Consider the following 19699-nt stretch of genomic DNA (forward strand, 5'->3'; position numbering starts at 1 on the left):
AGTTTCGCCATTCCCCACCGACTTTTCCTTCAACTAATCGCTGAGCGCCAAGCACTTTGGCAGGCATTTGCTAACCCTTGGCTCGCTTACGCTGCAACACCGACTCACCTGCCTGTGGTGGCAGTCGCAGGTTGTCCAGCAGTGCGATTGCCGCTATTACCGCCACACACAGGAACGTCAGCTGGAAGTCGACAGTCTGGGCGGGGCCTGTAGTGCCATGGATGTTCATCGCGAGACGAAGCAACAACGCGCCGATGGCAACCCCCATCGCCATGCTCAATTGGAAGAACATGCTGAACAGGGTTGAAGCGTCGCTCATCTGCTCCTTGGGAATTTCGGCAAAGGCCAGTGTGTTGAACACCGTGAACTGCATGGAGCGTGACAAGCCACCGACGAACAGGATGAACACAATCAGCGCCGGACTCATGTGCTCATCCAACAACGCACATGTCGCGATCGCCAGGACGCCAAGGATGCCGTTGACCATCAGCACCGGACGGAATCCCCAGCGCTGCATCACCCATGTGGTGAAGGGTTTCATGGCCAGATTGCCGGCAAATACCGCCAGTACCAGCAGCCCCGCATCAAACGCAGAAAGTCCGAAGGCTAGCTGAAACATCAGCGGCAGGAGAAACGGCAAGGTGCTGATAGCAATCCGGAAAATCGACCCACCGCACAGGCAGACGCTAAAGGTACGAACGTCTGTTACACCCAGCGCCAATAATGGTTGCGCATGACGACGCATATGTCGCCAGGCAAAGACACCGAGAACCACTCCGGTACCACTCAGCGCCAGCCCCTGCAACAAATCGGCACGGTTTTGCCCGAGCATCTCTACGCCGTACAACAAGGCAGCGCTAGCGAAGCCGACCAGCAAAAAGCCACTGAAATCGAAAGTCCTGGAACTGACTTCGTCCTGTTTGGGAACCAGGACCCATGCGGCAATCAGGGCCAGCACGCCCAAAGGCAGATTGAGGTAGAAAATCCACGGCCAGGAAGCGTGGGTGACGATGAAACCGCCCACGGGAGGCCCGAGTACCGGAGCGACCAGACCGGGCCAGGTGATGAATGATATCGCCCGTACCAGGTCTTTCTTCTCGGTGGTGCGAAGCACCGCCAAACGCCCCACCGGTACCATCATCGCTCCGCTGATACCCTGCAACACACGTGCAGCGACAAAGATTTCCAGGCTGTCACTCAACCCGCACATCAACGAAGACAGGCTGAACAGCACGATTGCCGAACTGAACACCAGGCGTGAACCCAAGCGATCAGCCAACCAGCCACTGATGGGGATGAACACCGCAACTGCGAGCATGTAGGCGCTCATACCAATGTTCAGGTCCACCGCCGCGACGCCAAACGTCTTGGCCATGTCTGGCAACGCGGTAGCGATCACTGTGGCATCGAGGTTCTCCATAAAGAACGTGACGGCTACCAACAGAGCAATCCATGTTGAACGGCGTTGAGACATCGGTCAGTCCTGTTCGACTTTGTCGTAGCTCGACACTGTAACCTGGGCAGCGTGCTGAACGCTGGAGGCTGCAGCTTCGAGGATGTGGTCGACATGACCACTTATCACGTAGGTATGTCGCAGCATATGGCGTTGTTTCGCGAGGTAAAGAATCGCATGTTTCCCCGAAGACCTGTGCGCCTGGACTTGCATAGGTGTCAGCGAATTGGCTCACCCGGGACTTCTGGTGGAAATCAAGTGCGTAGCGGTGAGGCGAACCTGTAATGAGTGAAGCATCTCCTTCACCATCGACATGACTCGAAGCCTTCTCTGTTGCTGCCACCTTGCGGAAAGCCATAAACCCGCGCTCTGGAGCAATGAACAAACTGACCATCAACAAAACCTGCCAGCGCCTTGATGATGACAACTGAAAATCATCTATGTGGGTGATCGCCGATCATCAGCCTCGCGCACGTCGAACAGATCGGCTACGAGCGTTTCGATGCTGTCTACATACCCGGCGGCCATGTACCGATGCAGGATCTACTGCACAGCGCCGAAGCGGGAAACTGCTGAATAATTTACATGAACACGGCAAGACAACCGCCCTCGTTTGCCATGGAACGATTGCCCTGCTGTCGACGCTGTCCGATCCGGTTGCTTTCACCCGGCGACCCGAAACCGGCGGCGAGGCTTCGGCACAAGACTGGACATACGCCGGCTACAAATTCATGGTCATCAGCAATCAGGAAGAAGAACTGGCCAAGGGATTATTGAATGGCGGGGCGATGAAGTTCTATCCGCAAACGGTCTTTGAAAAAGCCGGAGGCGTATACAGCAGCAACACCGCACCGTGGAGCCCGAATGTCGTCATCGACCGCGAACTGGTGACCGGTCAAAACCCGGGTTCAGCGCTGGACGTGGGCAAGGCCATACTCGAACGCCTCAAAGCGAAAGGCTGATCGATTCAACGTCCCGTTTCGGTCGGTTGCCAATAATGGTTTTCAGTCGAATTCACTGGAATGAAAAAAGAGGCCGAAGCCTCTCTTTTCAACGCTTAACGTAAATATCGCGCACAAAAAAACGCCACTCATTGAGTGGCGTTTTTTATGAATCTTGGAGCGGGAAACGAGACTCGAACTCGCGACCCCGACCTTGGCAAGGTCGTGCTCTACCAACTGAGCTATTCCCGCGTCTTGGTGAGGCGCATTCTATAGAATCCAGATGCCCCGTCAACCCCTTGATTCAAAAAAGTTTATTTCTTTTCTACATCGGTCTTCAGATGCGGCCAGGCAGCCCGCAAATACTGGACCATGGACCACAACGTCAGGCCCGCGGATATCAGCAGCAAGGCGTAACCCAGCAGCACCCAGAACGTGAAATCCGACGGATTGGCCAGCAGGATCACCAGCGCCAGCATTTGCGCGGCGGTCTTCCATTTGCCCAGGTTCGACACCGCGACGTGAGCGCGGGCGCCGAGTTCGGCCATCCATTCGCGAAGTGCCGAGACGACAATCTCGCGACCGATGATCACGGCGGCCGGCAGCGTGAGCCAAAGGTTGCCATGTTCTTGCACCAGCAATACCAGCGCAACAGCGACCATCAGCTTGTCAGCCACGGGATCGAGGAAAGCCCCGAACGGTGTGCTTTGTTCCAGTCGGCGGGCCAGATACCCATCCAGCCAGTCTGTGGCGGCGGCAAATGCGAACACCGAGGCGGATGCCAGGTAGCTCCATTGATACGGCAGGTAGAACAGTAAAATGAAGATCGGAATGAGCAGGACGCGTAGTACGGTAATCAGATTAGGGATATTCATCGGCACAACTGGCTACGAGGTGAGGGGGCATTCTACTCGCTGTGCAGATTGGCATAAATCAACTCTGCGAGCTTTTTACTGATCCCGGGTGCTTTGGCGATCTCTTCGATGCTGGCACGAGACAGCTCCTGCAATCCACCAAAATGTTTCAACAAATCGCGGCGACGGGTCGGTCCGACACCTGCAACGCCCTCCAGTGTAGACGTGCGGCGAGTTTTCCCACGACGGGCGCGGTGCCCGGTAATCGCGAAACGGTGAGCTTCGTCGCGTATCTGCTGGATCAAATGCAGCGCGGGGGAATCACCACGCAAGGTGAATTCGTGGGCAGCATCGTTCAGGTACAGGGTTTCGAAACCGGCCTTGCGCGTGGCGCCCTTGGCTACGCCCAGCAGAATCAGATCAGGCACGGCCAATTCATTGAGCACGTCGCGGGCCATGGACAGCTGCCCCTTGCCACCGTCCACCAGCAAAATGTCCGGTAGCTTGCCCTCCCCGTCCTTCAGTTTGCTGAAGCGTCGGGTCAGAGCCTGATGCATCGCGGCGTAGTCATCGCCCGGGGTGACGCCTTCAATGTTGTAGCGACGGTAGTCGGACTTGATCGGACCTTCGGGGCCGAACACCACGCAGGATGCCACGGTCGCTTCGCCGCTGGAGTGACTGATGTCGTAACACTCCAGGCGCTGTGGCGGTTCGTCCAGGTTCAGCACTTCTGCCAGCGCATCGAATCGCGCAGCAACGTGTTGACGATTGGCCAGGCGCGCTCCCAGCGCCTGCTCGGCATTGGTGACCGCCAACTGTTGCCAGCGTGCTCGCGTACCACGAACCCGATGACTGATGGTCAATTCGCGACCGCGCAGTTCATCGATGGCCGCGATCAGTGTCGGGAAGTCTTCGTGAACCACGTTGACGATCAGTTCGCTCGGCAAGTCGCGCTCGGGACTGCTGATGAAGTACTGGCCGAGAAACGCCGCCATGACTTCAGAAACGTCCTCTTCAATACCCACCTGCGGAAAGAAGTTCTTGCTCCCCAGCACCCGCCCGCCGCGCACACTGATCAAATGAACGCAGGCTCCACCCGGATTGACAAACGCTGCGATCACGTCGATATCGCCCGTCCCGCCTTCCATGCTTTGCTGGTCCTGGACCCGGCGCAGTAATGAGATCTGATCCCGCAACTCGGCTGCACGCTCGAATTCGAGGTTGATCGCCGCCTCTTCCATTCCTGCGGACAACTCGTCCGTCAACGCATTGCTGCGCCCCTCAAGGAACATCACCGAGTGTCGTACGTCTTCGGCATACACCTCGGGCTCCACCAGCCCGACACAGGGCGCCTTGCAGCGTTTGATCTGGTACTGCAGGCAAGGGCGCGTGCGGTTTTTGTAATAGCTGTCTTCGCACTGACGAACAAAAAACGTCTTCTGCAGCAGGCTCAGGCTTTCGCGAATCGCGCCGGCGCTGGGATAAGGGCCGAAATATTTGCCCTTGGCCTTTTTTGCACCGCGATGGATGCTCAAGCGTGGAAACTGACCATCCGAGAGAAAGACGTAGGGGTAGGATTTATCGTCGCGCAGCAGGATGTTGTAGGGCGGACGCCACTCCTTGATCAGCGTCTGTTCAAGCAACAAGGCTTCGGTTTCATTGGCCGTAATCGTCGTTTCGACCTGAGCGATACGCGCAACAAGCGCCGCGGTCTTGGGCGCGAGACCGGATTTTCGGAAGTAACTCGACAGACGATTCTTGAGGTTCTTCGCCTTGCCGACGTAGAGCAGGCGTGCCTCGCTGTCGAACATGCGATACACACCGGGACGCCCACTGACCGTCGACAGAAAGGCGCTTGGATCGAAGACTTCAGTCATTTTCAGAGGCTGGCATCGACCATGCCGTGACGAACCGCCAACAGCGTCAACTCGACATCGCTGCTGATCGAAAGCTTTTCGAAAATGCGGTAACGGTAAGTGTTCACGGTTTTTGGCGACAGACACAGTTTGTCGGAAATGATCTGGACCTTCTGACAGCCGACAATCATCAGCGCGATCTGGATTTCCCGCTCCGACAAGGTGTCGAAAGGCGAATCATTGGTCGGCTGGAAGGACTTGATCGCCAGTTGCTGTGCAATTTGCGGGCTGATATAGCGCTGCCCGGCAAACACCAGGCGGATGGCCTGGACCATTTCCGGCAATCCGGCGCCCTTGGTCAGATAGCCCGCGGCCCCTGCCTGCAACAACCGAGTCGGAAACGGATCCTCTTCGCACACGGTGACCGCGACGACTTTGATATCCGGATGACTGCGCAATAATTTGCGTGTGGCTTCAAGACCGCCGATGCCAGGCATCTTGACGTCCATCAGTACCACATCGGGTTTCAACTCACGCGCCTTGAGCAGGGATTCTTCGCCTGACTCAGCCTGGCCGACTACTTGCAGGCCATCGATGTCAGCCAGCATTCGTGTAATGCCTGTACGAACGAGATCATGATCATCGACTACTAGCACCCTAATCAAGCAGACACCTCGCGATATGGTCTTATTGGGTTGCCGACACCTTAGCAAAAAGCGACTGGCAGACCTAGCGGCAAGCGTCATATAAAAAGTTTCAATACATCTTGAAAGGCTTGTCGTATGCGTGTTTCAGCCAGGCGAGGCATCGATATCGCGCTGCATTCTCAGGAAACACTCGTCCGTGCCGACCACCTTCAGCCCCTTTCTCTCATACAACGCTTGCGCGGGATTATTTTCAAAAACCGTCAAACGCAATGCCGGACGCCGTTCCTTGCACGCCATGGCGAATACCTGATCAATCGTCCAGGAACCGGCGCCCTGTCCTCGAAACGCTTCGATGACGTGCAACTCGCGAATGTACAGGGCTTTGGCATCACGACTCAGACTGACGTAGCCCACCAATGCCTCACCGCGCACAATCAACCAGTTCTCGCGCCCTGCCCAGCCCACATCGAAACCTTCGTCCTGCCACAGCAGATCGTGCTGAATGTAATAGTGCAGCATGTTTTCGCGAGTCAGTTCACGAGCGAAGTCGAGGTCCCGGAGCGTCGCCGGACGTAATTCAAATGCCATCAAGCCTCCGCGACAGCCACTATTTTCCCCTTCCAGCCATCAGTATCGCGGCGAGCCACGACCATCAGGTTGCCTGTACCCGGTGCGGCCGCAATCAGCGAGCCGTCCGAGGCCCAGATCGCACTGCGTCCCGCCGACTCCCAGCCACCCGTTGCACCACCATGGTTGGCCATCAGAACCGCCATCGAATGCGTGCGGGCGTAGCCTTGCAACAACGCGGTGTCCGGGGCGTAGCCGTTTTCGGTGATCAGTACGCCTGCCGCATAGAGATCGGCGCCTTGCTGCGCCGCCGCGGCGGCATGACTGGCGTGAGAGAAATCCGCACACACCGCCAACGCGACCGTATCGGCCCCTATGGTCAGGGTCGAACCGCCGGTTCCCGGTGCAAATGCCACTTCCTCGCCTGGATGCAGATGTTGCTTGCTGTAGATCTCGAGCGATCCATCAGCGCCCAACACCAGCGCCCCGATCAATACGGGCGAATCCTCCGACAGCTGAATCGGCATCCCGACGACTGTCGTCACACCGACTTCCTGCGCGAAATCCCGTAGCGGTTGCAGAGCCTCGGTGTCTGGCGCAATGGCCAATTCAGCCGCAAGTCCACGCTCGTACCCGGTCAGCGATAGCTCCGGGAACACCAGCAACTGCACGCCCTGCTCAGCGGCAAGTTGCATGAAGCGCTGATGCCACACCATGTTTGCGGCAAGGTCTCCGGCGATGGAGATCGATTGAGCAGCGGCGATGATCAGTGGCGTCATGCTTCGTCCTTGTGACGTTGTACGTAAGCGGAACACAAAGTGTGTCACAACCGGCAACGCACTCAAGCGATAGAAAATGCCGTCGGTGATCGATAGCATTTTCTGATTGAATCCACGTACCGGCCTCGAGTAAGCTCGGTGCACTCATCGGAGACAAATCATGTTCAACGCCCTCTCACAGCTTCGTACCGCCAGCGCCCTGCGCTCGGTGGCGGCTGCCCGGGTGAATGACGCTTGTGCTCCGGTCAGCTTTTATTTTGGGTATTGGTTTAGCCACTGGCGCGCCTGATACCCACACGGCGCCCACTTTAAACGGGTCGCCACCAGAGAATTCTCAACCCCCGGTCGGCTTCCCGACCGGGGGTTTTGTTTTTTCAGCCCCGCACATTTTTAGCGACACACCAGACAACCAGAGGATTCAACAATGAACTACGACACTTATTACCGTTACGACAGTTTTACCGCCTGGCGATTTAGCAGCCTCCGCTCGGGACAGCCTGCCGCCTCCGATCGGTCACCCACAGGTGGCAAGCACACACACGCAGCCAATCCGGCCAATTGTCGAACACCCCAGTAGGGCCGAGCGCGCGGGAACGAACCCGCCGCCAGCCCAGGAAGCCCGAATATGAACTCGTCCGTCTCTGCTCTGCCGCTATCCACGTTGAGCCCTGCCAATGAAGCGCTGACCCTGCGTCTGCCCAGTTCATTGCAACTCAAACAGCAATTGCCACTCAGCAACGTCCTGAGCCAGCAAGTCGCCGCCCACCGCCAGGCGGTTCGCGCGATCCTCAACGGTGAAGACTCCCGTCTGCTGGTCATCGTCGGTCCCTGCTCGATTCACGATCCTCAGGCCGCCCTCGAATACGCCGGCAACCTCGCCCGCCTCGCCGCCGAGGTCAGCGATGAAATGCTGCTGGTGATGCGCGCCTACGTCGAAAAACCCCGCACCACGGTCGGCTGGAAAGGCCTGGCCTACGATCCCCACCTCGATGGCAGCGATGACATGGCCGGCGGCTTGACGCTGTCCCGCGAGTTGATGCGCGAAATGCTCCGCCTGGGACTGCCGATTGCCACCGAACTGCTGCAACCGATGGCTGCCGGCTACTTCGACGATCTGCTGAGCTGGGTCGCCATTGGCGCTCGCACCACCGAGTCGCAGATCCACCGTGAAATGGCCAGCGGCCTGAGCATGCCGGTCGGCTTCAAGAACGGCACCGATGGTGGTGTCGGTGTGGCCAGCGACGCCATGCGCTCTGCCGCCCATCCGCATCGCCATTTCGGTGTCGACAGCCAGGGTCATCCGGCAATCATTCAAACGCCGGGCAATCCCGACACCCACCTGGTGCTGCGTGGCGGACACCTTGGGCCGAACTACGACCGCGACAGCGTCGCCCGGGTGAACAGCGATTTGACCAAACTGAAGATCCCGACCCGGATCATGGTCGACTGCAGCCATGCCAACAGCGGCAAAGACCCATTGCGTCAGCCAGTGGTGTTTAACGATGTGCTTGAACAGCGCCTGCAAGGTGATCGTTCACTGATCGGCATGATGATCGAGAGTCACCTGTTCGAAGGCTGCCAACCGCTGAGCCCGTCCATGCGTTACGGCGTGTCAGTCACGGACGGCTGCCTTGGCTGGAGCGGGACGGAATCATTGTTGCGCCAAGCCGCCGACCAGCTCAGAGCGCAGAACAGCGATCAACAATCGGCGTGAGGCACACCGGCTTCCAGTCCTCCCATCGAGGACTGGACGTCGGAATCGAGACACGATTAACAGGCAAAGGGTGTTCCCGAAGTAGGCCATCGCAGTAAAACGCCCTGTTACAGATAAAAAGATGTCCAAATATTCCGACCAAGACCTCATGTACTTTCGAACCTTCGTACATTTTCTATTCCGTTTTCATCAGGTTACAGCGGCTTTTTCATACAACGCCGAACAGCGGGTGTGCTTTAGAGTGAGCCCATCAACACACCTCTGAACGACTGCGAAAAAGGAAAGAACATGCTACGGAATGCAACTACTCAGTATCCGATCCTGCTGGTCCACGGGCTCTTCGGCTTCGATCGCATCGGCAAGGTCGAACTCTTTCATGACGTCAAGCAGGCCCTCAGGAGTGCAGGCGCAAGAGTGTTTATCCCGCACTTGTCGGCTACCCATAGCAATGAAGTTCGAGGCGACCAACTTCTGGCGCAGATCGAACGAGTACTGGAAGGAACCGGTGCAAACAAAGTCAACCTGATCGGCCACAGCCAAGGCGCACTCGCTGCACGCTACGCGGCAGCAACAGCGCCGGAGGCAATCGCATCGGTGACTTCCGTCAGCGGACCGAATCACGGATCGGAACTGGCCGACTTCTTGCGCAAGGCGCTCACGCCCGGGCGCTTGCCGGAACATGTCGCCGCGACGGTTGCAACGTTGTTTGCAGACTTTCTATCGTTGCTCAGCGGCCACCGTCACCTGCCGCAGAACGCCATCGCCGCACTGAATGCCCTGACCACCGAAGGCGTAGGCGCGTTCAACGACAAGTACCCCCAGGGTTTGCCGAAAACCTGGGGTGGCAAGGGTCGCGAACTGGTCGACGGCGTACGTTATTACTCATGGAGCGGCACCCTGCAGGGCGACCTCCTCGACAAAGGGCTTGATGCACTGAGTCCGCTGCACGGGTTTCTCCGTGCCTTTTCCCGATACTTCACCACCGAACCCGAGCAGAACGACGGCCTGGTTGGCCGCTACAGCTCCCATTTGGGAAAAGTCATCCGGTCCGACTATCCGTTGGATCATCTGGACAGCCTCAGCCAGACCGCCAGTCCGTTGCGCAAGGGCATCGACCCGATTGCCCTGTATGTGCAGCATGCGGAGCGCCTGAGAAATGCCGGTCTATAAAGGAATGCCCGCGATCTGTGCGGACTGGAGGGAACTTTGAGAAGAAATAGACCACTGAATCCGGTAGGCTCCGCACTTTACTGAACATTGAAAGGAGTATTTCACCATGGCTAAAGCCACTGCCCGTCACATCCTCGTTGCCAGCGAAGCCAAGTGCAACGAATTGAAAGCCCAAATCGAAGGCGGCGCTGATTTCGCCGAAGTCGCCAAAGCCAACTCCACTTGCCCTTCCAGCCGCCAGGGCGGTGATCTGGGTTCGTTCGGTCCAGGCCAGATGGTCAAGGAATTCGACGCCGTGGTCTTCAGCGCACCGATCAACGTGGTGCAAGGCCCGGTCAAGACCCAGTTCGGTTACCACCTGCTGGAAGTGACCAGCCGTCAGGACTGATCAACCCTTGAGTTTTCTGCACAACGGCCCACCTTTTGGTGGGCCGTTGTGTTTGGGATACGTGATACGGGTGGCGAGGGACGCGCCGCTAGCGTACAAATTGTGGTTATTGACCACCCGGCTCTAAGGCTGACAATGCGACTGGCTTTCCCTACTTTGTTGTTCACTGCCGTGACCCTGTTGCTGGACGTCACCGGTGTGAATGCTGCACCGCAGCATGCGTTGACCGTGTACGGTGAACCGGCGAAGTATCCTGCCGGCTTTAGTCATTTTGCCTACACAAACCCGCAAGCCCCCAAGGGTGGCACGATGCGCCGCTCGGCCGTCGAAATCGGTCATTTTGATCATATGTTGCCCTACATCGATAAAGGCATTGGTGTCACACAGATCGACGGCCTGCTTTACTCGCCCCTCGCCCAGCGCTCGCTGGACGAGCCTTACACCGTGTACGGCCTGGTGGCGCAGCAGATGGAGCGCTCGGACGACGGTTTGTTCCTGCGCTTTTACCTGAACCCCAAGGCCCGTTTCGCGGATGGCAAACCGATCACGGCCGAAGACGTGCGCTACACCTTCAACCTGTTGATGACCCAGGGTAGCCTGCGTTATCGCACCCAATTTGCCGACGTCAAAGGCGTCGAAGTGGAATCACCTCTGACGGTTCGGTTCGACTTGAAAAGCAATGAAAACCGTACCCTGCCCCTCGATATCGCGACCCTGCCGGTGTTTCCCGAGCATTGGTGGAAGACTCGCGACTTCGCCAATGGTGGCGGTTATGAGCCACCTTTGGGCAGTGGCCCCTACCGAGTGAGCAAAGTCGACTCCGGTCGCAGCATCACCTTCACGCGCAATGCCGATTGGTGGGGCAAGGATCTACCGGTCAGCCGCGGTCTCTACAACTTCGATCTTTTCAGCATCGAGTACTTCGGCGATACCGACGTCGCCCGCCAGGTCCTGCGCGGCGGTGCCTACGACTACAACCGAGAATTCTCCGCCACCGCTTACTCCATCGGCTACGACAGCCCGGCCCTGAGTGACGGGCGCCTGCAAAAGGCGCACCTGGCAACGCAAGCGCCCCAAACGGCTCAGGGCTTTGTGTTCAACCTGCAAAACCCGCTGTTCCAGGACCGTCGAGTGCGTCAGGCACTGGCCATGCTTTGGGATTTCGAGTGGAGCAATCGGCAGATGATGCGCAACCTGTACATCCGCCAGCAAAGCTTCTTTTCCAACACAGACCTCGCCGCCCGACAACTGCCGGACGCCGGCGAACTGGCGATTCTCGAACCGCTGCGCGGGCAGATCCCCGACGAAGTTTTCACCCAGGTTTTCCAAGCACCGAAAACCGATGGCAGTGGCGTGATACGCGACAAACAGTTGCAGGCACTCGATTTGCTCGAACAGGCCGGCTGGAAACCTGATGGCGATCAACTGGTCAATGCCGAAGGCAAGTCATTGAGTTTCACTTTCCTGGTCAGCCAGAACGGCATGGACCGATTGCTGCTGCCTTATAAGCGCACCCTGAAACAGATCGGCATCGACCTGAACATCCGCCGCATCGACTCGTCCCAATACGTGAATCGCCTGATGAGCCGCGATTACGACATGATCGTCACCGGCTACCCGGTCACGACTTCGCCCGGGGGTGAACTGCTCAATTACTTCGGCTCGGTCTCGTCCAACGACCCCGGGGCCAACAACTACATGGTGTTGAAAAATCCGGCGGTCGACACACTGATCTCCGGGCTGGTTCGCGCCACCACCCAACCCGAAATGTTGCACTACGCTCACGCGCTGGACCGGGTGCTGCAATGGAACTACTACTGGATTCCCAACTATTACCCGCCGGGCAGCTCGACCGTGTGGTGGAATCGTTTCGGCAGGCCCAACGAGCAAGCGAGCAATGACGAAGCCATCGAGAGCTGGTGGGAAATCAGCACCACGCCGCTGACCAACCAGCAGATGACCGCTGAGCAAATCAGCCGTGGCAAACCCGGAGGGCCGCACTGATGTGGGCTTACATACTGCGGCGTCTGCTGCTGATCATTCCGACGCTGGTGATCATTCTTCTGGTCAACTTCATCATCGTCCAGGCCGCTCCGGGCGGCCCGGTGGAACAAGCCATCGCGCACTTGCAAGGCATTGGCGGCGCGAGTGTCGGCGGCGGTTCCGGCGAACGCATGTCCGGCACCTCCCGATCCAGTCGCGGCCTCGACCCGCAACTGATCAAGGACATCGAAAAGCAATACGGCTTCGACAAACCAGCGCACGAACGCCTGTGGCTGATGCTCACCAGTTATGCGCGCCTGGACTTCGGCAAGAGCTTTTTCCGCGGCGCGACCGTCACCGACCTGATCCTGGAAAAAATGCCGGTGACCATATCCCTTGGGCTCTGGGCGACGCTGATCACCTACCTGGTGTCGATTCCCTTGGGCATCCGCAAGGCCGTGCACCACGGCAGCCATTTCGATATCTGGAGCAGCACCGCGATCGTCATCGGCTACGCCATGCCGGCGTTCCTGTTCGCGATGTTCCTGATCGTGGTCTTCGCCGGCGGTACCTCGCTGAACTGGTTCCCGGTGCGCGGGCTGGTCTCGGACAACTTCGAATCGCTGTCGACCGTGGGCAAAATCGCCGATTACTTCTGGCACCTGGTATTGCCGGTGACAGCGCTGGTGATTGGCGGGTTCGCCACACTGACCATTCTGACCAAGAACTCCTTCCTCAATGAAATCACGCGCCAGTACGTGGTCACCGCCCGCGCCAAGGGTCTGAGCGAACGCCGAGTGCTCTACGGTCACGTGTTTCGCAATGCCATGTTGCTGGTGGTTTCGGGGATTCCCCAGGCGTTCATCAGCGTATTTTTCGCCGGCTCCCTGTTGATCGAAGTGATCTTCTCCCTCGACGGACTGGGTCGCATGAGTTACGAAGCCGCGGTTTCACGGGACTATCCGGTGGTATTCGGTTCGCTGTTCATCTTCACGCTGTTCGGTCTCTTGATAAAACTCGTCGGCGACCTCTGCTACACCCTCGTGGACCCGCGCATCGACTTCGCATCGAGGAACGCCTGATGTTCAAGCTCTCGCCGTTAGGTCGTCGTCGTTTCGAGCGGTTCAAGAAAAACCGTCGTGGCTGGTGGTCGCTGTGGCTGTTTGTCGGCCTGTTCCTCTTGACCCTCGGTGGCGAGCTGATCGCCAACGACAAACCGCTGATCGTCAGCTACCAGGGGTCCCTCTACTTCCCGGCCCTGAAGCGTCATACCGAGCAGGAATTTGGCGGGCAACTGCCGTTCCAGGCGGACTACCGCAGTGACTATGTACAGAAACTGATTCACCAGGACGGTGGCTGGATACTGTTCCCGCCCATCCCCTTCAGCGACGACACGCCGAACTATGACCTGAACCAACCCGCGCCTAGTCCTCCGACGAAGGTCAACTGGCTGGGTACCGACGACCAGGCGCGGGACGTGTTGGCCCGAGTGATTTTCGGTGCGCGGGTGTCAATCCTGTTTGCCTTGATGCTGACCTTTGTCAGCGCACTGATCGGCATCGCTGCCGGCGCCCTGCAAGGCTACTACGGCGGCTGGGTCGACCTGATCGGTCAACGGTTGCTGGAGGTTTGGTCGGGGCTGCCGGTGCTGTACCTGCTGATCATCCTGTCGGGTTTCGTCGAGCCTAATTTCTGGTGGCTGCTGGGGATCATGGCGCTGTTTTCCTGGCTGGCCCTGGTGGACGTGGTGCGCGCCGAGTTTCTGCGCGGACGCAACCTGGAATACGTCAAAGCCGCCCGGGCGTTGGGCCTGACCGACCGTAAAGTCATCGTCCGGCATATTCTGCCCAACGCGATGAACGCGACGCTGAGCTACCTGCCGTTCATTCTGACCGGGGCAATCTCGACCCTCACAGCGCTGGATTTCCTTGGTTTCGGCATGCCCGCTGGCAGTGCATCGCTGGGCGAGTTGATCGGTCAAGGCAAGCAGAACCTGCAAGCGCCGTGGCTGGGGCTGACGGCGTTTTTCACCCTGGCTTTGATTCTTTCTTTACTGGTGTTTATCGGGGAGGCGTTACGTGACGCTTTCGATCCACGATCTTGATCCTTGGCCATGACGCGGACTGTTGATATGAGTAACAACCTGATCGAAATCCGTGACCTCAGCGTGGCCTTCAGTGGCCAGACCGTGGTGCGCAATCTGTGCCTGGACATCCGCCCCGGCGAATGCCTGGCGCTGGTGGGCGAGTCGGGCTGCGGCAAGTCGGTGACCGCTCACTCGATCCTGCAACTGCTGCCCGAGACCGGCACACACACCACGGGCAGTATTCGCTATCGCGGCAAGGAACTGGTGGGCGCCGAGGCCAAGGTTTTGCGCGAGTTGCGCGGCAACCGCATCGCGATGATCTTCCAGGAGCCCATGACCTCGCTCAACCCATTGCACAGCATCGAAAAACAGATCGGCGAAACCCTGCTGTTGCATAAGGGGCTGGCCGGTAAAGCGGCGCAAGCGCGGATACTCGAGTTGCTGCATCTGGTCGGCATTCAGAAACCCAAAGAGCGGCTCAAGGCCTATCCCCATCAACTGTCCGGCGGCCAGCGGCAACGGGTGATGATCGCCATGGCCCTGGCCTGCGAACCGGAATTGCTGATCGCCGACGAGCCGACCACAGCGCTGGACGTGACAGTGCAGCGCAAGATCCTGCTGCTGCTCAAATCCCTGCAACAGCGTCTCGGCATGTCGCTGCTGCTGATCAGCCACGACCTCAATCTGGTGCGCAGCATTGCCCAACGAGTCTGCGTGATGAAGGCCGGGGAAATCGTCGAGCAGGCACCTTGCGAGACGCTGTTTACCGAACCGAAACATCCTTACAGCTGCGTGTTGCTGAACGCGGAACCGGAAGGTGAAGCACTGCCCCGGGACGAGCGCGAGAACGTGCTGGAAGTGGACAATCTGCGCGTTCAGTTTGCCCTCGGTGGCGGGCTGTTTCAGCGCAAGACCTACCTGAAGGCCGTGGACGGCATCAGCCTCAACATTCAACGCGGCAAGACGCTGGGCATTGTGGGCGAATCCGGCTCCGGCAAGTCGACGCTGGGTCAGGCGATCCTGCGCTTGCTCGACTCCGAAGGCAGCATTCGCTTTCAAGGTGAAGCGCTGGACGGCCTGACGCAAAAACAGCTGCGGCCGTGGCGCAAGAAAATGCAGGTGGTGTTCCAGGACCCGTTCGGCAGCCTCAGCCCGCGAATGTCCGTGGCGCAGATCATCAGTGAAGGCCTTGAGGTGCATAGCCAGTTGACCGCTGACGAATGCAAAGCCGAAGTGATTCGGGCATTGGTGGAAGTCGGACTTGATCCGCAAAGCCGTCATCGCTACCCGCACGAATTTTCCGGCGGCCAACGCCAACGCATCGCCATCGCCCGGGCGCTGGTGCTGAAACCGGCGCTGATCCTGCTGGACGAACCGACCTCGGCGCTGGATCGCACGGTGCAAAAACAAGTGGTCGCCCTGCTCCGCCAGCTTCAGGAAAAACATGGCCTGACCTACCTGTTCATCAGCCACGACCTGGCAGTGGTGCGTGCCCTGGCTCATGACATGATCGTGATCAAGGACGGCAAAGTGGTGGAAAGCGGTGCCAGCCACGATGTCTTCGATTCGCCGCAGCATCCGTATACCAAGGAGCTGTTGGCGGCGGCGCATCCACGGTAGTTCTACTGCACGCCTTGCTCCTGAGGGTTGAAGGCGAACACTTGCCCAGCGGCGGCACCGAGGGTTGCTCGCAGGATCGGTATATAGCGACCCGTCACCTGAAAATAGTCCTTCTGATCATACTGAGCGCCAATCAGACCACCTCCCGGAACAAGCGCCTGCACGTTCCAGAAGAAGGCTTCAATGGGCAGTTGCGTCGGATTATTCTGCGGCCACGCAGCGACCATGAATTCATTCCAGCCGTAAAAGTCACCGCGATTCTGGCGCACGTCGATACTCAGTTGGAACTGCTGTGGATCCAGATCAAATGCACACGAACCGTTGACGCGAGCACCGTACCTAGCCACCCACGCCTGGACACTTGTCACCCCCAACTCACTGCAAAGTCCGCCGTGCGTCCTGCAAACATCTGCACTGCCACCGGTGCCGGCGTCATAGGGGTAGGCACAGCGTAAACGCATGGGATTTCCGGTTGGAGCAGCCTGCTCACGAATGACAAACCCCTGGGATTTGTAGAATCTGCTTACACCGGCGTCGGCTCGTAGATAGCTGAACGATGCACCATTGCCGCGTACCGATCCCGGACTCGGATTCCACGAATGAAACGCCGTCGACTGATCCGTCGTCCGGATCAGTACACCATTGCAATAATACGCCGCACGCCCATCCCGACAGACCGGCGCTGTATCGGCATACCGCGCATTCAATCGCGCAGCTACTTGATAACCGACATACAGTTGGTCTGCCTGGTTGAACCCGAACAGGGTTTGTTGCACATCATCACGCTGCAGTCGCAGGATCGGTAGCCACTCTCCCGTGGCCTGAAAGTAGGCCAATTGGTCTTTTTGAGCTGCGCGAAGCGTACCTGTGACACCCAAGTTGTAGAACAGCGCCTTCAACGGTATTCGAGTCGGTGTCGCATCATCCCAATTCTTGACCAATGCTTGCGCATCCGAGGCTGCGGCGTTGATCTCAAGTTCTTTGCCTATGCCAATGGCCGTGAACACATCCTCCAGCACAAATCCGTTGGGCAGACCTGTCTCGACCGAAACCCGATCCAGCCGCAAGTAATCAAATCGCTCCACACCAGAGGAGACGGCCTCGGCACTGAGTTTCCAGAAGGCTACGCTCGCTGGATTCTGCGAACGACGAACCAGCACTCCGCTACAAAAGTACACGGGTGTGGCACCAGCACAGACATCAGATGTCAGCCGATAACGGGCATTGAGCAGTTGTGCGACTTCCGGCCCGGTGACCGCCCACGCACTCTGAGCAGTGAACAGAATCATTAACAGCCAGGCGAAGCGCATTGCGATCCCTTGTCTGAAACTCATGACGGTCCCTCCTTGGAAATACTCGTTGAGGATGATGCTCCGGGCCTACGGCACACCCTGATCCGAAGGCTCGTACGAAAAAGGAATGCCATTGGCCGCATTGAGCGCGACACGGACAACCGGGACCGTGCGAGTCGTTTGTTGATAGAAATCACGCTGGATGAACTGGGCGTCCTGCAGGCCCGCAGTGCCGGCCACCACAAAAACCGCTTCGAGCGGCAACTGCCCAGGAATGTTCTGCGGCCAGGCGGCGATGATGATTTCGTTCCAGGCCGGATTGCGGTTACGCACGTCGATGCTCAACTGAACCTGTGGGGGTGTGACGTTGAAGGCACACGTGCCGCCCTGCGCTCGATAGGCGGCCACCGTGGTCACACCGAGCACGTCGCAATAGGTGCGGCAGCTGTTGGGAATCCCGCTGGTACCGGCATTGGTGGGGTAAATGCAACGCAATGCGGCGTCATAGGGCGTCGGTGCCGACGACTCCTTGAAGATCAATCCCTGATTACCGGCGATCTGCACCATCCCGACATCAGCTCTTGCCCAAGAAAACGACACCCCATTGCGGCCTACCGAGTTGGGGCTGGGATTCCAGGCATGAAACTGCGTCGACGCGGCCGTACCGCGAATCAACACACCGTTGCAGTAAAAGGCTGCACGCCCATCTCGACACGTAACGGCAGTATCGCGATACCGCGCGTTCAAGCGGGCTGCCACTTGATAGCCCGCATACAGTTGATCCTGCTGGTTAAAGCCGAAAACCTGTTGACTTGCGTCTCTGAGGTCCAGGCGTAGGATGGGCAACCACGTACCCGTCGACTGAAAATAATCACGTTGATCGCGCTGTGCCGCCAGCAAGCCTGTGGGCCAGCCACGGTCGTAAAACAACCCCTCGACCGGCAACGATTGTGGCGCCTGCTCGCTCCAGTTTCTGATCAGCACTTCCGCGCTCAAGTCCGGCTGCGAGACCTCCAGTGTTTTACCCAGCCCCAGCGCCGTAAATTTATCGGTGAACACATAGCCGTTTTGCAACAAGGATGGATCCCGAGCGATGTCTTTGCGCAGATAGGCAAATCGCTCGAACCCGGCACCAATCGCTTCGGAGCTGAGCATCCAGAACGGACGTCCCGGACTTGTTTGTGAACCCCGCACCATCACGCCACTGCAGTGGTAGGGATCGGTGTCGCCCGAACACCTTGGGTTGTCGATTGCATAACGACTGTTAAGGATCTGCGCGACTTCCGGGCCGGTGACGGCCCAGGCCAACCCGCCAAATTGCAGGCAAAGCAATAGCGTGCTGTTGACCAGCAGACGATAAACGTTCATGGAATCCCTCCCGGAGCTACGCCTGGCGCAAACTCAACTCATCGAAACACCCAATACCTGATGAAACTCACTCAGGTCGGCGGAGGTGGGATTAGGGTCCAGTGGGTCGTTCACCGGTTTGTCCAGATCGACGATCCAGGCGGTATTGGCGCCGTTGGTTTCACCGGTCCAGAACGGATAAGGCAAACGTCCGAAGTAATCAGTCAGCGAACCGGCATTGGCGCTGTAAATGTTCAGCAACTGTCGCAGTTGAGCCAAGGAAGGCGGTTGCAACCCGGCAACCGAACAGGCATCGCGCATACCCGTCCAGTTGGCGGTAGCCGTCAGGAAATGCAACTGACCAATGCCTCTGACATTCAGCTGATATTTTTTGGTCTGACCCACGCTATCGGTAGCGCTGATCAGGCAAGTACCATTGCCAGTGGCCGTAACTTCTGCCTGCTGATCCACCACCCTGGCAACCTTGGCATCGCTGGTGCTGTAGTGATATGGGCCTACGCCCCATATCGCCTCCCGGGTAAACCGGCTGAAGGCCGGCGGATCCACGGGCGGCTTGCCGGTCATCACCACGTAATTGGAGGTACTCAGATCCAGCGTGTGCTCGCCTTCAAAACCGGCCTTGATTTCCAGGTGCAGCTCCTGGGACGTGTGCAGCCGTTGATGACCGAACCAGACCTCGTATCTCACCCCTATGAAGCCGCCCAGGTATTGCGCAAACACGCTCGAGTCGACAAGGAAGAAAGGCGGGTTGGCATCTTGATTCGCCCTGATTTTGATCTTGTCGATCAGCTTTTGCGGGGCACCCTGCGGGGTGATGTACAGATGAATTTCATCGTTGGACTTCATCCCGGCATACACGCGCAGGCGCACGGCTGTTCTCGGTTCCAGCGCCTGCGGATCGAGGGTGCCATCAAGTACACCGTCAACTGTCGGTTCGGGAAGCGTTGCCAGAACACCAGTGTTTTCTTCGAGCATTTCAGT

General features: G+C 58.2%; 17 protein-coding genes, 1 tRNA gene and 2 pseudogenes. 10 read left to right on the plus strand and 10 right to left on the minus strand.

Annotated features, from left to right (window positions below; translation table 11 throughout):
• Window positions 1-70: 70 nt before the first annotated feature.
• Complete coding sequence (locus tag ACA059_RS17820) at window positions 71-1474, minus strand: MFS transporter (protein ID WP_497630339.1); 1404 nt, start codon at window positions 1472-1474, stop codon at window positions 71-73.
• A gap of 39 nt (window positions 1475-1513) precedes the next feature.
• On the opposite strand from ACA059_RS17820, the pseudogene ACA059_RS17825 reads away from it, so the two are divergent.
• Together ACA059_RS17825 and ACA059_RS17830 are read left to right on the plus strand one after the other, a co-directional pair.
• A pseudogene (locus ACA059_RS17825) lies at window positions 1514-1745 on the plus strand (Rid family hydrolase); the annotation flags it as partial.
• A 158-nt stretch (window positions 1746-1903) separates the two neighbouring features.
• Window positions 1904-2415, plus strand: a pseudogene (locus ACA059_RS17830) (DJ-1/PfpI family protein); the annotation flags it as partial.
• Window positions 2416-2570: 155 nt separating this feature from the next.
• Here ACA059_RS17830 and ACA059_RS17835 read toward each other — a convergent pair.
• The 6 genes from ACA059_RS17835 to ACA059_RS17860 all read right to left on the minus strand — a co-directional run bounded on the left by ACA059_RS17835 (window position 2571) and on the right by ACA059_RS17860 (window position 7097).
• A tRNA-Gly gene (locus ACA059_RS17835) sits at window positions 2571-2646 on the minus strand.
• A 62-nt stretch (window positions 2647-2708) separates the two neighbouring features.
• Window positions 2709-3269 (minus strand): CDP-diacylglycerol--glycerol-3-phosphate 3-phosphatidyltransferase, encoded by a 561-nt coding sequence (gene pgsA, locus ACA059_RS17840; RefSeq protein ID WP_008150904.1) that lies wholly within the window; start codon window positions 3267-3269, stop codon window positions 2709-2711.
• A 32-nt stretch (window positions 3270-3301) separates the two neighbouring features.
• A complete protein-coding gene (gene uvrC, locus ACA059_RS17845) occupies window positions 3302-5125 on the minus strand; it encodes an excinuclease ABC subunit UvrC (RefSeq protein WP_140682564.1) in 1824 nt (607 codons plus the stop codon).
• A 2-nt stretch (window positions 5126-5127) separates the two neighbouring features.
• A complete protein-coding gene (gene gacA / locus ACA059_RS17850; protein ID WP_123368181.1) occupies window positions 5128-5769 on the minus strand; it encodes a response regulator transcription factor GacA in 642 nt (213 codons plus the stop codon).
• A gap of 126 nt (window positions 5770-5895) precedes the next feature.
• Window positions 5896-6339: a GNAT family N-acetyltransferase gene (locus ACA059_RS17855; protein WP_497630340.1), complete on the minus strand. Its 444-nt coding sequence runs from the start codon at window positions 6337-6339 to the stop codon at window positions 5896-5898.
• Window positions 6339-7097 carry a carbon-nitrogen hydrolase family protein gene (locus ACA059_RS17860; RefSeq protein ID WP_497630341.1) on the minus strand — a complete coding sequence of 253 codons (759 nt, stop codon included), beginning with the start codon at window positions 7095-7097 and terminating at the stop codon, window positions 6339-6341. The genes ACA059_RS17855 and ACA059_RS17860 overlap by 1 nt, the downstream gene beginning before the upstream one ends.
• Before the next feature lie 160 nt (window positions 7098-7257).
• Here ACA059_RS17860 and ACA059_RS17865 point away from each other — a divergent pair, with 160 nt between their 5' ends.
• The 8 genes from ACA059_RS17865 (at window position 7258) to ACA059_RS17900 (ending at window position 16058) form a co-directional block, all read left to right on the plus strand.
• On the plus strand, window positions 7258-7386 hold the full coding sequence (locus tag ACA059_RS17865; RefSeq protein ID WP_497630342.1) for a hypothetical protein: 129 nt from the start codon (window positions 7258-7260) through the stop codon (window positions 7384-7386).
• A gap of 336 nt (window positions 7387-7722) precedes the next feature.
• Window positions 7723-8811, plus strand: coding sequence for a 3-deoxy-7-phosphoheptulonate synthase (locus ACA059_RS17870; protein ID WP_497630343.1), 1089 nt, complete (start codon window positions 7723-7725; stop codon window positions 8809-8811).
• Window positions 8812-9099: 288 nt separating this feature from the next.
• Window positions 9100-9981 carry a lipase family alpha/beta hydrolase gene (locus ACA059_RS17875; RefSeq protein ID WP_497630344.1) on the plus strand — a complete coding sequence of 294 codons (882 nt, stop codon included), beginning with the start codon at window positions 9100-9102 and terminating at the stop codon, window positions 9979-9981.
• Between the two features lie 106 nt (window positions 9982-10087).
• Window positions 10088-10369: a peptidylprolyl isomerase gene (locus ACA059_RS17880; protein WP_046048458.1), complete on the plus strand. Its 282-nt coding sequence runs from the start codon at window positions 10088-10090 to the stop codon at window positions 10367-10369.
• Window positions 10370-10504: 135 nt separating this feature from the next.
• Complete coding sequence (locus tag ACA059_RS17885) at window positions 10505-12373, plus strand: extracellular solute-binding protein (protein WP_497630345.1); 1869 nt, start codon at window positions 10505-10507, stop codon at window positions 12371-12373.
• Entirely contained in the window at window positions 12373-13434 is a 1062-nt protein-coding gene (locus tag ACA059_RS17890) for a microcin C ABC transporter permease YejB (RefSeq protein ID WP_497630346.1), read from the plus strand. Before ACA059_RS17885 ends, ACA059_RS17890 begins: the two co-directional genes overlap by 1 nt.
• Window positions 13434-14456: an ABC transporter permease gene (locus ACA059_RS17895; protein WP_497630347.1), complete on the plus strand. Its 1023-nt coding sequence runs from the start codon at window positions 13434-13436 to the stop codon at window positions 14454-14456. The genes ACA059_RS17890 and ACA059_RS17895 overlap by 1 nt, the downstream gene beginning before the upstream one ends.
• Before the next feature lie 27 nt (window positions 14457-14483).
• On the plus strand, window positions 14484-16058 hold the full coding sequence (locus tag ACA059_RS17900; protein WP_497630348.1) for an ABC transporter ATP-binding protein: 1575 nt from the start codon (window positions 14484-14486) through the stop codon (window positions 16056-16058).
• 2 nt (window positions 16059-16060) lie between these two features.
• Here ACA059_RS17900 and ACA059_RS17905 read toward each other — a convergent pair whose 3' ends face one another.
• From ACA059_RS17905 to ACA059_RS17915, 3 genes are read right to left on the minus strand one after another with little or no spacing between them, the layout of a single operon-like run.
• Window positions 16061-17392, minus strand: a complete 1332-nt coding sequence (locus tag ACA059_RS17905; RefSeq protein WP_497630349.1) for a hypothetical protein — start codon at window positions 17390-17392, stop codon at window positions 16061-16063.
• Window positions 17393-17437: 45 nt separating this feature from the next.
• Entirely contained in the window at window positions 17438-18718 is a 1281-nt protein-coding gene (locus ACA059_RS17910) for a hypothetical protein (RefSeq protein WP_497630350.1), read from the minus strand.
• A 33-nt stretch (window positions 18719-18751) separates the two neighbouring features.
• Window positions 18752-19693: an immunoglobulin-like domain-containing protein gene (locus ACA059_RS17915; protein ID WP_497630351.1), complete on the minus strand. Its 942-nt coding sequence runs from the start codon at window positions 19691-19693 to the stop codon at window positions 18752-18754.
• Window positions 19694-19699 lie beyond the last annotated feature (6 nt).

It is taken from the genome of Pseudomonas sp. LBUM1647, from assembly GCF_059716175.1.

Coding starts and splice junctions, on each gene's coding strand:
- ACA059_RS17875 (WP_497630344.1), top strand. CDS start 9,100: ATGCTACGGAATGCAACTACTCAGTATCCGATCCTGCTGGTCCACGGG.
- uvrC (WP_140682564.1), bottom strand. CDS start 5,125: ATGACTGAAGTCTTCGATCCAAGCGCCTTTCTGTCGACGGTCAGTGGG.
- ACA059_RS17885 (WP_497630345.1), top strand. CDS start 10,505: ATGCGACTGGCTTTCCCTACTTTGTTGTTCACTGCCGTGACCCTGTTG.
- ACA059_RS17890 (WP_497630346.1), top strand. CDS start 12,373: ATGTGGGCTTACATACTGCGGCGTCTGCTGCTGATCATTCCGACGCTG.
- ACA059_RS17860 (WP_497630341.1), bottom strand. CDS start 7,097: ATGACGCCACTGATCATCGCCGCTGCTCAATCGATCTCCATCGCCGGA.
- ACA059_RS17895 (WP_497630347.1), top strand. CDS start 13,434: ATGTTCAAGCTCTCGCCGTTAGGTCGTCGTCGTTTCGAGCGGTTCAAG.
- ACA059_RS17910 (WP_497630350.1), bottom strand. CDS start 18,718: ATGAACGTTTATCGTCTGCTGGTCAACAGCACGCTATTGCTTTGCCTG.
- ACA059_RS17915 (WP_497630351.1), bottom strand. CDS start 19,693: ATGCTCGAAGAAAACACTGGTGTTCTGGCAACGCTTCCCGAACCGACA.
- ACA059_RS17880 (WP_046048458.1), top strand. CDS start 10,088: ATGGCTAAAGCCACTGCCCGTCACATCCTCGTTGCCAGCGAAGCCAAG.
- ACA059_RS17900 (WP_497630348.1), top strand. CDS start 14,484: ATGAGTAACAACCTGATCGAAATCCGTGACCTCAGCGTGGCCTTCAGT.
- ACA059_RS17855 (WP_497630340.1), bottom strand. CDS start 6,339: ATGGCATTTGAATTACGTCCGGCGACGCTCCGGGACCTCGACTTCGCT.
- pgsA (WP_008150904.1), bottom strand. CDS start 3,269: ATGAATATCCCTAATCTGATTACCGTACTACGCGTCCTGCTCATTCCG.
- ACA059_RS17865 (WP_497630342.1), top strand. CDS start 7,258: ATGTTCAACGCCCTCTCACAGCTTCGTACCGCCAGCGCCCTGCGCTCG.
- ACA059_RS17905 (WP_497630349.1), bottom strand. CDS start 17,392: ATGAGTTTCAGACAAGGGATCGCAATGCGCTTCGCCTGGCTGTTAATG.
- ACA059_RS17870 (WP_497630343.1), top strand. CDS start 7,723: ATGAACTCGTCCGTCTCTGCTCTGCCGCTATCCACGTTGAGCCCTGCC.
- ACA059_RS17820 (WP_497630339.1), bottom strand. CDS start 1,474: ATGTCTCAACGCCGTTCAACATGGATTGCTCTGTTGGTAGCCGTCACG.